The 13,907-nt window shown below is 68.9% G+C and carries 11 protein-coding genes; 8 read left to right on the forward strand and 3 right to left on the reverse strand.

What is annotated here, in order from left to right:
• Positions 1-22: 22 nt before the first annotated feature.
• Positions 23-1,975: a gamma-glutamyltransferase family protein gene (locus NS4_RS20440; RefSeq protein ID WP_063061132.1), complete on the reverse strand. Its 1,953-nt coding sequence runs from the start codon at positions 1,973-1,975 to the stop codon at positions 23-25.
• A gap of 231 nt (positions 1,976-2,206) precedes the next feature.
• On the opposite strand from NS4_RS20440, the gene uvrC reads away from it, so the two are divergent.
• The 4 genes from uvrC to whiA all read left to right on the forward strand — a co-directional run bounded on the left by uvrC (position 2,207) and on the right by whiA (position 7,401).
• Positions 2,207-4,267, forward strand: a complete 2,061-nt coding sequence (gene uvrC / locus NS4_RS20445) for an excinuclease ABC subunit UvrC (protein ID WP_063061133.1) — start codon at positions 2,207-2,209, stop codon at positions 4,265-4,267.
• Positions 4,268-4,490: 223 nt separating this feature from the next.
• Positions 4,491-5,366, forward strand: a complete 876-nt coding sequence (rapZ, locus tag NS4_RS20450) for an RNase adapter RapZ (protein ID WP_063061230.1) — start codon at positions 4,491-4,493, stop codon at positions 5,364-5,366.
• Positions 5,363-6,427, forward strand: a complete 1,065-nt coding sequence (locus tag NS4_RS20455) for a gluconeogenesis factor YvcK family protein (RefSeq protein ID WP_063061134.1) — start codon at positions 5,363-5,365, stop codon at positions 6,425-6,427. Before rapZ ends, NS4_RS20455 begins: the two co-directional genes overlap by 4 nt.
• Positions 6,424-7,401: a DNA-binding protein WhiA gene (gene whiA, locus NS4_RS20460; RefSeq protein ID WP_174552119.1), complete on the forward strand. Its 978-nt coding sequence runs from the start codon at positions 6,424-6,426 to the stop codon at positions 7,399-7,401. The genes NS4_RS20455 and whiA overlap by 4 nt, the downstream gene beginning before the upstream one ends.
• 87 nt (positions 7,402-7,488) lie before the next feature.
• Here whiA and NS4_RS20465 read toward each other — a convergent pair whose 3' ends face one another.
• Positions 7,489-8,088, reverse strand: coding sequence for a GNAT family N-acetyltransferase (locus NS4_RS20465; protein ID WP_063061136.1), 600 nt, complete (start codon positions 8,086-8,088; stop codon positions 7,489-7,491).
• Positions 8,089-8,253: 165 nt separating this feature from the next.
• Here NS4_RS20465 and gap point away from each other — a divergent pair, with 165 nt between their 5' ends.
• The 3 genes from gap to tpiA are packed head-to-tail and all read left to right on the forward strand — an operon-like array spanning position 8,254 to position 11,291.
• Positions 8,254-9,273 (forward strand): type I glyceraldehyde-3-phosphate dehydrogenase, encoded by a 1,020-nt coding sequence (gene gap, locus NS4_RS20470; RefSeq protein WP_063061137.1) that lies wholly within the window; start codon positions 8,254-8,256, stop codon positions 9,271-9,273.
• A gap of 8 nt (positions 9,274-9,281) precedes the next feature.
• Positions 9,282-10,505 carry a phosphoglycerate kinase gene (locus NS4_RS20475; protein ID WP_063061138.1) on the forward strand — a complete coding sequence of 408 codons (1,224 nt, stop codon included), beginning with the start codon at positions 9,282-9,284 and terminating at the stop codon, positions 10,503-10,505.
• Entirely contained in the window at positions 10,506-11,291 is a 786-nt protein-coding gene (tpiA, locus tag NS4_RS20480) for a triose-phosphate isomerase (RefSeq protein WP_063061139.1), read from the forward strand.
• Between the two features lie 274 nt (positions 11,292-11,565).
• Here the strand turns inward: tpiA and NS4_RS20485 are convergent, their stop codons facing one another.
• The gene (locus NS4_RS20485) at positions 11,566-12,360 is read right to left on the reverse strand and encodes an META domain-containing protein (RefSeq protein WP_063061140.1); all 795 of its coding nucleotides are present in this window, start codon (positions 12,358-12,360) and stop codon (positions 11,566-11,568) included.
• Between the two features lie 145 nt (positions 12,361-12,505).
• Between NS4_RS20485 and NS4_RS20490 the strand changes: the two genes are divergently transcribed.
• Positions 12,506-13,855 (forward strand): MFS transporter, encoded by a 1,350-nt coding sequence (locus NS4_RS20490; protein WP_063061141.1) that lies wholly within the window; start codon positions 12,506-12,508, stop codon positions 13,853-13,855.
• Positions 13,856-13,907: the final 52 nt, after the last annotated feature.

Below are 13,907 nucleotides of genomic sequence, written 5' to 3' on the forward strand. Positions count from 1 at the left end.
AGCCGCCACGGCACGGTGTGGTTCACCGCGTATCGCCGAGGACCTCGCCTTCGCGCCGGGGGTCGGCCCCGCCGATCCAACTGTTGTCCCCGTCGCGGCCGAGCACACTGAGCCCACTGGTCTGCGGGGCCACCGAGACCTGATGGCCCCGTTCGCGCAGCCGGGTGACGAGGGGGTCGTGGGCGCCGTCGTCACCGGCGTCGATCGCCGGATGCTCGCCGCCCACATTCGTCACCGGCGTATTCGCGGCGCCGACGGCCGGCGCGGAGACCGCCTGTTGTGGGTCGAGTCCCCAATCCAGCATGCCGACAAGGGTTTTGACCACGAACTGGATGATGACCGAGCCGCCGGGGGAGCCGACCACATGGGTGAGCGCACCCCGCTCGGAGTCCTTGCCCTGCTCGAACACCAGAGTCGGGCTCATGGAACTGCGTGGCCGCTTTCCCGGTTCGATCCGGTTGGCGACCGGCTTGCCGTCGGTGCCCAGCGGGTCGGTGGCGAAATCGGTGAGCTGGTTGTTCAGCAGGAATCCGTCCACCATATGGAAGGAACCGAAGGCCGATTCCACCGTGGTGGTCATGGCCGCGGCATTGCCGTAGGAATCGACCACCGAGATATGGCTGGTGCCGTGTTCGGGCTGCTGGGGACCGATACCCACCGGCGCGGCACCGAAGTTCCCGGGCTGCGCGGTGCCCATGCTCCGGCGTGGGTCGATGAGTTCGGCGCGTTTGTCCAGGTACTCCGGGTTCACCAGCGTCTCCGGTGAATTACCCGGCAGCGGAACATAATCCGGATCGGCGACGAACTTGTCCCGGTCGGCGTAGGCGAGCCGTTCGGCCTCGGCGATGAGGTGCACGGCCTCGGCCTGCGGAACACCGCCGTTACGGTCGACATTCTGCGGCGGCAGGGCCGGAAGATCGAAATTCTCCAGGATGCCGAGCGTGGCCGCCACCGTGATACCGCCGGAGGACGGCCCGGGCATTCCACAGATCTCGTGCGCGCGGTAACCGGTGCACAACGGGGTGCGTTTCACCGCGCGGTAGGAGTCGAGGTCCGCGGCTTCCAGGAGACCCGGGGTGCGCCCGCCGGCCCGCGAGGCGGCCGCGGCGACGATGTCCTCGGCGATCGGCCCGGTGTAGAACCCCTCCGCACCCTCGGTGGCCACCGTGGTGAGGGTTTTCGACAGCGCGGGGTTGGTGAGGACCGTGCCCGCAGCCTTGGGGGAGCCGTCCGGGTTCAGGAAGTACTCGGCCGCCGCCGGGTCGCGGGCCAGATCGGCCGCGGAGTCGGCGATCTGCCCGGCGAGTCGTGGACTGATCTCGAATCCCCGGTCCGCCATCGCCACGGCGGGATCGAACAGTTCCCGCCACGGGATGTGGCCGTGCTCGGTATGCGCGAGCTCGAGCATCCGGACCACGCCCGGCACCCCGATGGAGCGCCCGCTGGCGCGGGTGTCCGGTTTCGGTTCGGTGCGATCCGAATCGCTGATCCAGCGCAGATAGTTCTCGGTTGCCGCGGCCGGTGCGGTCTCCCGGCCGTCGTAGGCATCCAGCGTCTCGTGTTCGGCGTTGTAGTAGAGCAGGAACGCGCCACCGCCCAGGCCCGACGCCTGGGGTTCGGTGAGCCCCAATACGGTCTGCGCGGTGATCAGCGCGTCCGCCGCGGTGCCGCCGGCCCGCAGCACCTCGCAGGCCGCGCGCGTCGCGTGGGAATTCGCGGTGGATACGGCGTAGCCGCTGGTGCGGACCGCGGTCATCTCGCTGCGGTAGCCCGACGCGATCTCCGGGTTGGTCGCCAGATCGCGTGAGGTGGGGGCGGCCGAACCCGCGGCCGGCGCGGCGGTCACCGCGGTGCCGTTCGGTACCGGAGTACAGGGGCCCACGGCCCCGGTATCGTCGGAGCATCCGCTGAGCGAGCCTGCCACGAGCAGCGCCGTTACCGTCAGCGCGTACCGAATCCGTTGTATCGGGCGCATATTCGAACTCTAGCGGGACGCGGCGACAGCGGCGGCCGAACTCGCCCCGTGTGGGGGAAACGGCGGCGAGCGGCCGGGTGATGGTGGATGCCTACGGCGCCTGGGCCGGGGGTGGGCGGCCCGGCAGGCCCGCCGATGCCGCGACCGGTCGCCCGGTGCGGCCGCATCGCCTTTCCTCGGCCCCGCCGACCGGCGGCCGGATGTGTCCGAGGCCGCTACTACGCTGGATACGTGGCAGATCCCGCGACGTACCGGCCGCAGCCCGGCTCCATTCCACTCGAACCCGGTGTCTACAAGTTCCGGGACTCCTACGGCCGGGTCATCTATGTCGGCAAGGCGAAAAGCTTGCGCAATCGGCTCAACTCGTACTTCGCCGATATCGCCGCCTTGCATCCGCGGACCCGCCAGATGGTCACCACCGCCGCGAGCGTGGAATGGACCGTGGTCTCCACCGAGGTGGAAGCGCTACAGCTCGAGTACAACTGGATCAAGGAATTCGATCCGCGGTTCAACGTCCGCTATCGCGACGACAAGTCCTATCCCGTGCTGGCGGTCACGCTGAACGAGGAGTACCCGCGGCTGTTCGTCTACCGGGGCGCCCGGAAGAAGGGGGTCCGCTATTTCGGCCCCTATGCCCACGCCTGGGCGATCCGGGAGACCCTCGATCTGCTGTTGCGGGTCTTTCCCGCCCGCACCTGCTCGGCCGGGGTGTTCAAACGGCACAGCCAGATGGGCCGTCCCTGCCTGCTCGGCTATATCGACAAGTGCTCGGCCCCGTGTGTGGGCCGTGTCTCCGCCGCCGAGCACCGGCAGATCGTCGACGATTTCTGCGATTTCCTGGCCGGCCGCACCGACCGGATGGTCAAGGACCTGGAACGCCGGATGCAGGCGGCCGCCGAGGACCTCGATTTCGAGAACGCGGCCCGGCTGCGCGACGATGTGCAGGCCCTGCGCCGGGCCCTGGAGAAGCAGGCCGTCGTACTGGGTGACGGCACCGACGCCGATGTGATCGCCTTCGCCGGGGACGACCTCGAGGTCGCGGTGCAGATCTTCCATGTCCGTGACGGCCGGGTGCGCGGGCAGCGTGGCTGGGTGGTCGACAAATCCGGCGATGCGGCCGATACCCCCGAGCAGGACGGTGAACTGGCCGCACTGGTGGAACAGTTCCTCACCCAGTTCTATGCGGAGCAGACCGCCGTGGCCGAGCAGACCGCGGGCGAGCAGGCCGCGGCCGTGGTGCCGCGTGAGGTGCTGGTCCCCGAACTCCCCGCCGATGCCGAGGAGGTCCAGCGCTGGCTGTCGACCCTGCGCGGCGCGTCGGTGCGGTTGCGGGTACCCCAGCGCGGTGACAAGAAGGCCCTTGCCGAGACGGTGGCGCGTAACGCGAAGGAGGCGCTGGCCCAGCACAAACTCCGCCGCGCCGGTGACCTGACCTCCCGATCGGTGGCCTTGCAGGACATCCAGGACGCCCTCGACCTCGATACCGCGCCGCTGCGGATCGAATGTGTGGACATCAGCCATGTGCAGGGCACCGATGTGGTGGCCTCGCTGGTGGTCTTCGAGGACGGGCTGCCCAAGAAGTCCGACTACCGCCATTACGCGATCCGGGAGGCCGCCGGCGAGGGGCGCTCCGACGACGTCGGCAGTATTGCCGAGGTGACCAGGCGCCGGTTCGCCCGGCTGCGCCGGGAGCGCGATGCCACCGAGCAGGCCGATCTCGCGGGGTCGGCGCAGATACCCGAATTCGGTACGCCGCCGGCGGACGACGGCACCGGCCCGGCCGGTGCGCAGGCCGACGCGGAGATCGTGACCCGGCCCGGTATCGACCCGAAAACCGGCCGGCCGCGCAAGTTCGCCTATCCGCCCAACCTCTACGTCGTCGACGGCGGCGCGCCGCAGGTGGCGGCCGCGGCCGAGGTGCTCGAGGAGTTCGGCATCACCGATATCGCCGTCGTGGGCCTGGCCAAACGCCTGGAAGAGGTGTGGGTTCCCGGCGAGCCCGACCCGGTGGTGCTGCCGCGCACCAGCGAGGCCCTCTACCTGCTGCAGCGGGTTCGTGACGAAGCCCACCGTTTCGCCATCACCTTCCATCGCAGCAAACGGTCGCGGCGGATGACGGCGTCGGCGCTGGACGCGGTCCGCGGCCTCGGCGAGACCCGGCGGACCGCGCTGGTGACCCATTTCGGCTCGGTCGCGCGACTCAAAGAGGCCACCGTCGAGGAGATCATCGAGGTACCCGGTATCGGGCGCGCCACCGCGGAGGCGGTGCTGGCGGCCCTGCACGAGCAATAGCGTCCGGCGCGGCGGCCGCGGCAACCGCGCGGCGACCGGCGCCGGTCACGTACGTTTGTTCTGCGCCCCGCGACAGTTTCCGGGGAGCCGACCTACAGCTGGGTGACCGAAACGCAATTCCCGAACAAGATCCGGGTGGTACATGACTCGCGTCGAATCGAACAACAGTACGACAGTGGTGCCGGGTGCCGATTCCGGCTCGGGCACCCCGGTCGAAGTCGTGATGGTGACCGGCCTGTCCGGCGCGGGGCGGGGCACGGCCGCGCGGGTACTCGAGGATCTGGGCTGGTATGTCACCGACAATCTGCCGCCGGAACTGATCGGCCGCATGGTGGAACTGGGCGCCTCGGCCGATCCGCCCATCCGGCGGCTGGCGATCGTGATGGATGTGCGCAGCCGGTTCTTCACCGGGGACCTGCCCGCTGTCACCGAACAGCTGCGCGCCCGCGGGGTCCCCACCCGCATCCTGTTCCTGGAGGCCTCCGACGATGTGCTGATCCGCCGGTTCGGTTTCGCCCGGCGCCGCCATCCGCTGCAGAACGACAGCGCCGAGGGGACCCTGTCGGCGGGGATCACCGCCGAACGGGTCCGGCTCGCGGGAGTGAAGGCCGCCGCCGATGTGGTCATCGACACCACCGAATTGTCGATCCACCAGCTGCACCGGAAATTGGAGGAAGTCTACGGCGGCGGCACGCCCGCGGCGCTGCAGTTGACCGTTCAATCCTTCGGCTTCAAGTACGGTGTCCCGCTGGACGCGGACATGGTGCTGGATGTGCGTTTCCTGCCCAACCCGCATTGGGTACCAGAACTTCGGCAGCACAGCGGTCAGGAAGCGGTGGTCAGCGACTATGTGCTGTCGCGTCCGGGCGCCGACGACTATCTGCGGACCTGTGATCATCTGATCGAGCTGACCACCCAGGGTTATCGCCAAGAGGGGAAGCGTTACATGACGGTCGCAGTGGGCTGCACCGGCGGTAGACATCGCAGCGTCGCGATCGCCGAGGCCCTCGGCAAGATCACCGGCAGCCGGATCGACGCGGGCGCGGACGGCCCGGTGGACGCGGTACGGGTACTGCACCGGGATCTGGGGCGCGAATGAGTCGCGCGGACACCGGAGCCGCCGACCCGTCCGGCCCCGCGGTAGTCGCACTCGGCGGTGGCCACGGACTGTACGCGACACTCACGGCGATCCGGCGCGTCACGCGCCGGATCAGCGCGGTGGTGACGGTCGCCGACGACGGCGGTTCCTCCGGCCGCTTGCGCGCCGAACTCGGGGTGCCGCCGCCAGGTGACCTGCGTATGGCGCTGGCCGCACTCGCCGCCGACGCCGACGGGGTGCTCACCCGGACCGTGCAGCACCGGTTCGGCGGCACCGGCGCCCTGGCCGGGCATTCCGTGGGCAACCTGCTGCTGGCCGGGCTCACCGAAGTGCTCGGGGACCCGGTGGCCGCCCTCGACCAGGTGGGCGAACTGCTCGGTATCAGCGGACGGGTCCTGCCCATGTCGAATATCCCGCTGGATATCGAGGCCGACGTATCCGGGCTGGAAGCCGATCCGCGGGTGAGCCGCTGTATCCGCGGCCAGGTCGCGGTCGCCACGACACCGGGCAAGGTGCGGCGGGTGCGGCTGCTGCCCGCCGACCCACCGTCCTGCGCGGAGGCCACCGCCGCCATCGAACGCGCGGACGCGGTGATCCTGGGCCCGGGTTCCTGGTTCACCAGTGTGATACCGCATCTGCTCGTACCCGGGCTCCGTGACGCACTGGTCCACACCCGGGCGCGTAAAGTGCTGATTCTGAACCTCGCCGCGCAGCCCGGTGAGACCGCGGGGTTCTCCGCCGAACGACATCTGCATGTATTGTCCCAGCACGCACCGGATTTCGCGGTCGACGAGGTTCTGGTCGACTCCGGGTGCGTGCCGGAAGGGCGGGAACGTGAGCATGTGGCCAGGGCTGCCGGCCAATTACGGGCGCGAGTAGTCTTTTCCGATGTCGCCGACGCGGGAACCGACCGGCACGACCCCGGAAAGCTCGCCGCCGCACTGGATCAACTGATCCACGAGCCTCGGCCACAGTTGCCGGGGCTTCGAGTCGAGGGACGGCACATGGGTCAGGATGTGCGGTCCGGGTTGGGTGGAAAGGAGCACGTCTCGTGGCGATGACAGCCGAAGTGAAAGACGAGCTGAGCCGGCTCGCCGTAACACAGGTGAGTGCGCGCAAAGCCGAACTGTCCGCCCTGCTGCGTTTCGCCGGCGGCCTCCATATCGTCGGCGGGCGGGTGATAGTCGAAGCCGAAGTCGATATGGGCTCCATCGCCCGGCGGCTACGGCGGGAGATCTTCGAACTCTACGGATACGGGTCGGATGTGCATGTGCTCAGTGCCGGCGGCCTGCGCAAATCCTCCCGCTACGTGGTCCGGGTCGCGAAAGAGGGCGAAGCCCTGGCGCGGCAGACCGGTCTGCTCGACGTGCGCGGCCGGCCCGTGCGCGGACTGCCCGCCCAGGTCGTCGGCGGTAGCGTCGCGGACGCGGAGGCCGCGTGGCGCGGCGCCTTCCTGGCGCACGGTTCGCTCACCGAGCCCGGCAGGTCCTCGGCCCTCGAAGTGAGCTGCCCGGGACCCGAGGCCGCGCTTGCGCTGGTCGGCGCCGCCCGGCGGCTCGGCATCTCCGCCAAGGCCCGTGAAGTACGCGGCACCGATCGGGTCGTGGTCCGCGACGGTGAGGCGATCGGCGCCCTGCTCACCCGGATGGGCGCCCAGGACACCCGGCTCACCTGGGAAGAGCGCCGGATGCGCCGCGAGGTCCGCGCCACCGCCAACCGGCTCGCCAACTTCGACGACGCGAACCTGCGCCGTTCGGCGCGCGCCGCGGTCGCGGCGGCCGCACGGGTGGAACGGGCGCTGCAGTTGCTCGGTGACGATGTGCCCGACCATCTCGCCGCGGCGGGGAAGCTGCGGGTGGAGCACCGGCAGGCCTCACTCGAGGAACTCGGTCAGCTCGCCGATCCGCCGATGACCAAGGACGCGGTGGCGGGCCGGATTCGGCGATTGCTGTCGATGGCCGATCGGCGGGCCAAGGAGCTCGGGGTGCCGGATACGGAATCGGCGGTCACCGCGGAGTTGCTCGACGACGCCTGAGGCCATCCGACGGCCGGGGCCGGGACGGTCCGCACCGGTCCGTCCCCGCCGATCCGCGGAGGTGGCGGGTGTGCGTTGCCGGTGGCCTCAGCGCAGCATGCACCAGGTGCGGGGGCCGTTGTCCGGGATCTCCACTTCGGCGGTGATCCGGAATCCGAGATGTTCGTAGAAACGGACGTTGGCCTCCGTGGACGTCTCCAGGAAGGCGGGGACTCCGTCGCGCTCCGCCGCGGCCAGGCCCGGTTCGATCACCGCGCGGCCCAGGCCTTGCCCGCGGCGTACGGGGTCGACGCCGACGGTACCCAGGAACCAGACGGGGCCGGCCGGGCGATGCGGCGCCAGGGCCGCCTCCGCCGCGCTGTAGGCGGCGGCGCGATCGCCGGTCAGTTCGGCGAAGCGTGGACCGAGTTCGGTGAACACGGCCTCGGCGTCGGTGGCCGGGGTGGTCCAGACGGCTACCGCGTCACCGTCGTCGGCCACCCACACCCTGCCGTGCGGGAGGCCGATCCGGGTGAGGAACAGTTCCTGGAAGATGGCCAGGCGGCGCTCGTGGTCGTCGGCGGCGAGGGTGTGCCGGGTCCACGGATAGTCGGCGAAGGCCCGGGTGAGGGTGCCGACGGCGCGGGATGTGTCGGCGGCGGTGGCGAGGCGGATGTGCGGGATCGCGGGGGCGGGTTGGTTCGGCATATCCCTCATCCTTCCGGACGGCGGGCGGAACTGCCGGAGCGTTCCGTCCGGGTGCGCGGATACCCGGTGCTCACGAACACCAGGTGCCTGTCGGGGAGGTGACCGCCAGGCATTAGGGTTGACAGGGCATCGGAACGATCCGCTTGACAGCTGAGGAGCGATAACGTGACTGTCCGGGTAGGTATCAACGGCTTCGGTCGTATCGGGCGTAACTTCTTCCGGGCGGTGGAGGCGCAGAAGGCGCTCGGCACCACCGATATCGAAATCGTGGCGGTCAACGACCTCACCGACAACGCGACCCTCGCCACGCTGCTGAAGTACGACTCCATCCTGGGCCGGCTGCCCCAGGATGTGTCGCTCGACGGTGAGGACACCATCGTGGTGGGCGATCAGCGCATCAAGGCGCTGGCCATCAAGGAGGGCCCGGCGGCGCTGCCGTGGGGTGATCTGGGCGTGGACGTGGTGGTCGAATCCACCGGTATCTTCACCGACGCCACCAAGGCCAAGGGGCACCTGGCCGCGGGCGCGAAGAAGGTCATCATCTCGGCCCCGGCCAAGGGCGAGGACATCACCATCGTGATGGGTGTCAACGACGACAAGTACGACGGCAGCCAGAACATCATCTCCAACGCCTCCTGCACCACCAACTGCCTGGGCCCGCTGGCCAAGGTGCTGAACGACGAGTTCGGCATCGTCAAGGGCCTGATGACCACCATCCACGCCTACACCCAGGACCAGAACCTGCAGGACGGCCCGCACAAGGATCTGCGCCGCGCCCGCGCCGCCGCGGTGAACATCGTGCCGACGAGCACCGGTGCGGCCAAGGCCATCGGCCTGGTGCTGCCGGAACTCAACGGCAAGCTCGACGGTTACTCGCTGCGGGTGCCGATCCCCACCGGCTCGATCACCGACCTGACGGCCGACCTCGCCAAGAAGGCAGGAGTGGACGAGATCAACGCGGCGTTCAAGGCGGCCGCCGAGGGACCGCTGAAGGGCATCCTGAAGTACAGCGTCGACCCGATCGTGTCCAGCGATATCGTCACCGACCCGCACTCGTCGATCTACGACGCGCCGCTCACCAAGGTGATCGACGACCAGGTCAAGGTCTACTCCTGGTACGACAACGAGTGGGGCTACTCCAACCGCCTCGCCGACCTCATCGGCCTCGTCGGCAAATCCCTCTGAGGAACGGCGTGACTGTCAAAACTCTGGAAGACCTCCTCGCCGAGGGTGTCGAGGGGCGCGGGGTGCTGGTGCGCTCCGACCTCAATGTTCCGCTGGACAACGGGCAGATCACCGATCCCGGCCGCATCGTGGCGTCGGTACCGACCATCCGCGCGCTGGTGGAAGCCGGTGCGAAGGTGGTTCTCACCGCGCACCTCGGTCGTCCGAAGGGCGCCCCGGACCCGGCCCTGTCGCTGGCTCCGGTGGCGACCCGGCTCGCCGCCGAACTGGGCCGCAATGTGCAGCTCGCCGGTGATGTGGTGGGTCAGGACGCGCTGGCGCGGTCCGAGGGCCTGACCGACGGAGATGTGCTGCTGCTGGAGAACATCCGCTTCGATCCGCGGGAGACCAGCAAGGACGATGCCGAGCGCGCGAAACTGGCCGCCGCGCTGGTGGAGCTGGTCGGTGACGACGGTGCGTTCGTCTCCGACGGGTTCGGTGTGGTGCATCGCAAGCAGGCGTCGGTGTACGACGTGGCGAAACTGCTGCCGCACTACGCGGGCACGCTCGTGGCGGCGGAAGCCGATGTGCTGGCCAAGCTCACCGAATCCACCGACCGCCCGTACGCGGTGGTGCTCGGCGGGTCCAAGGTGTCGGACAAGCTGGCGGTGATCGAGGCGCTGGCCCCCAAGGTCGACACCCTGGTCATCGGTGGCGGTATGTGTTTCACCTTCCTCGCCGCCCAGGGCCTTTCGGTCGGTTCCTCGCTTCTGCAGGAGGAGATGATCGAGACCTGCAAGGATCTGCTGGATCGCTACGCCGACGTCATCCATCTGCCGCGCGATATCGTCGTCGCCGATTCCTTCTCCGCCGCCGCGGAGTCGAAGGTCGTTCCGGCGCATGAGATTCCGGACGGTTGGCTGGGTCTGGACATCGGTCCCGAGTCGGTGCAGCGTTTCGCGGCGCTGCTCACCGAGGCGCGCACCGTGTTCTGGAACGGCCCGATGGGTGTCTTCGAGTTCGAGAAGTTCGCGGCCGGAACGCGCGGGGTCGCCGAGGCCATCGCCACGGCCACCGGTAAGGGCGCGTTCACCGTGGTCGGTGGTGGCGATTCCGCCGCGGCCGTGCGGGCACTCGGTATCCCGGAGGGCGACTTCTCGCATATCTCGACCGGTGGCGGTGCGTCGCTGGAGTACCTGGAAGGTAAGACGCTGCCCGGTATCAGCGTGCTCGAGGAAGCGGAGGGTGCGTAGATGGCCCGGAAGCCGCTGATCGCGGGCAACTGGAAGATGAACCTCAATCACCTCGAGGCCATCGCCCTGGTGCAGAAGATCGCGTTCGCGCTGCCCGACAAGTACTTCGACAAGGTCGATGTGACGGTGATTCCGCCGTTCGTCGATATCCGCAGCGTGCAGACGCTGGTCGAGGGCGACAAACTGCGCATCACCTACGGTGCCCAGGATGTGTCGGTGCACGAATCGGGCGCCTACACCGGCGAGATCAGCGCGGCGATGCTGGCGAAGCTGGGTTGCGCGTTCGCGGTGGTCGGGCATTCCGAGCGCCGCCAGTACCACAACGAGGACGACGCCACGGTGCTGGCGAAGGCCAAGCAGGCGCTGAAGCACGGCATCACGCCGATCGTCTGCATCGGTGAGGGTCTGAATGTCCGCGACGCGGGCACCCATGTCGAGTACAACCTCGAGCAGTTGCGGGGTTCGCTGAAGGGCCTGTCCGCCGAGGAGATCGCGAAGGTGGTGATCGCCTACGAACCCGTGTGGGCGATCGGTACCGGCAAGGTCGCGACCCCCGCCGACGCGCAGGAGGTCTGCGGTGCGATCCGCGGCGAACTGGTGCAGCTGGCCGGCGAGCAGGTCGCCGAGGCCGTCCGGGTGCTCTACGGCGGTTCGGTCAACGCGAAGAATGTCGGCGAGCTGACCAAGCAGACCGATATCGACGGGGCCCTGGTGGGCGGGGCGTCGCTCAAGGGCGACGAATTCGCCACCCTGTCCGCCATCGCGGCGGGCGGGCCGTTGCCCTGACTCGATCGACATCCGCTGAGGCCCGCCGGTTTCCCGACCGGCGGGCCTCATCGGTTCGTGTCACCGTGTGCTGCCGCCGGACGGACCGGTACGAGCACGCGGGTTGTCGGCGTAGCGGTCGGTGGGCGTAGCGGTCGGTACTCGTCGCCGTGGTGGATCGGTCGTGAGTGCGTGGGACAGCTGAATCGGCCGCCCGACCGAGCCGGGCGACGTCATGGCCGTGCGCGCGGTTCTCACATCGCCGCTGCGGAAAACCGTCGCCCGGACGGGCGAGTTATCCGGCGCGCAGGGTCAGTCCGTGACCGTTGGAGTTGCGCAGGGTGAGGACCTGTGCGTCCACGGTGGCCTGGACGGTACCGTCCAGCGCGGCCAGCACCGCCCGTTCGACTTCCATGATCTCCGGCCCGCACATCTTCCGGGTCGTGGCCGCGGTGAACGCTATTTCGGCTCCGGCCGGTGCTTCGGTCACCACCGCCCGGCCGGTCATCCGGTTGCAGCCGGCGAAACCGGTGAGCGAATCGTCGTCGGCGATGGTGAGCGCCGGCCGGATCTGATCGATGGTCTGTGAGCTGATCCGGGCGTCGGGGGTGAGCAGGGAGGTCACCACCCATTCGGTGCCGCGGATCGGGCGGTCCGGTTGCAGCGTCTTCTTGTCGGTGAGGACGACCGTGCTGCCTTTTGCTGTGAGCGTCAGCCGATCCTGATCGAGCTGCCAGGTGGGATCCGTACGCAGCAGGTCGTCGATCCAGGCATCGGAATCGGCCCGGTCGCCCGGACATCCGATCAGCGTGCTCGCGAGATCGGAGACGTGCAGGACGTGGTCGCGCAGATCCACCGCACCGCTGTGGGTATTGCATCCGGCCTCCGCCGAGATCCGGTCGTCGGCGAAGGTGAGGGTGAGCGGGCCGCCACCGGGGATGGGTGTGCCGGTGACCTCGGTGGATATATAGGTATGACCCATGGGGGTGGGTTCGGGTGCGGTCGGCGCCGGCTCGTTGTCCGAGCACGCTGTCGCGGCGAGCAGAAGCAGCGACAGTGCCGCACCGATTCGGAGCGCTGGTCCCGGCATGACGGCGATGCTACCCGGAGTGCGGCCGGGCGCCCGGCGCCGAAACCCGCCCGCTGCTCGAATCTTGCTGATTACAACGCTTCCTACCTGCGCCGTTGTCCTCATATCCTCGCTCGGCGATCGACGCGGGAGCGAAGGGAACACGATGTCACTACTGAACACAGGGCCGGCCGCGACCCACCCGGACGATCGCGCCACGACGCCCGCCGCCGGGCTCGGGGCCGCCGGCACCAGGAAAGCAGTGGTGGCGAGCCTGATCGGCACCACCGTGGAGTGGTACGACTTCTTCCTCTACGCCACCGCGGCGGGCCTGGTCTTCGACAAACTCTTCTTCCCGAACAACAGCGCGTTCGTCGCAACCATGCTGTCGTTCGCGACCTTCGCAGTCGGTTTCGTGATGCGGCCGGTCGGCGGACTCGTATTCGGCCATATCGGCGATCGGATCGGCCGGAAGAAGACACTGGCCCTGACCATGGCGATCATGGGCGGCTCCACCGCCCTGATGGGGGTACTGCCCACTGCCGCCGCGATCGGTGTCGTGGCGCCGATCCTGCTCTTGCTGCTGCGGATGCTGCAGGGTTTCGCGCTGGGCGGTGAGTGGGCCGGCGCGGTGCTGCTCGCCGTCGAGCACAGCCCGCGGCGGAAAGTCGGCCTGTTCGGCAGCTATCCGCAGGTCGGACTGGCACTCGGGCTCGCCCTGGGAACCGGTGTGTTCGCGGTGCTGCGCACAACGCTGAGCGAAACGGCGTTCCTCGACTACGGCTGGCGGATCGCGTTCGGCGCCGGTCTGGTGCTGGTATTGATCGGCCTGGCGGTGCGCCTCACGATCGACGAGACGCCCGCGTTCCGGGAGGTCGACCGGCTCAACCGGATTTCGAAAGTGCCCGTGGTCGAGCTGTTCCGCAATGCCCGGTCCCGGCGCAACACCGTTCTCGGACTGCTGTCGCGCTGGGGCGAGGGCGCGGCGTTCAACACCTGGGGTGTCTTCGCGATCACGTTCGCAACCGGGCATCTGGGCTTCGAGCAGGTCCCGGTGCTGGTGGCCGTCACCGTCGCCGCCGTGGTGATGGCGGCGCTCATCCCGGTGTCCGGTCTGCTCGCCGACCGCTTCGGCCCGCGCCGGGTCTACATCGCCGGGATCGCCGCCTACGGGGTGCTGGTGTATCCGGTGTTCGCGCTCTTCGAGACCGGGAACCTCATTGTCTTCACCGTCGCGATCATCGCGGTGTTCGGCGTGGCACACGCAGTGTTCTACGGAGCGCAGGGCACCTTGTACGCGGGACTGTACCCGGCCGAGGTGCGGTACACCGGACTGTCCTTCGTCTACCAGTTCTCCGGGATCTACGCCTCGGGCCTGACTCCGATGATCGTCACGGCGCTGATCGCAGTGGGCGGTTCGACACCGTGGTTGGCTTGCGGTTATCTGGTGACGACCGCGGTGGTGAGCGTGATCGCCACCTGGTTCATCAGCGAAGACGACCGGCTCACCGCGTGAGCCCCCGCGGCGGCGGATCGCGCGCGGAGCCGGTCCGGGGGCCGGTACGCTC

The organism is Nocardia sienata NBRC 100364 (genome assembly GCF_001613205.1).
GTDB classification, from domain to species: Bacteria; Actinomycetota; Actinomycetes; order Mycobacteriales; family Mycobacteriaceae; genus Nocardia; species Nocardia sienata.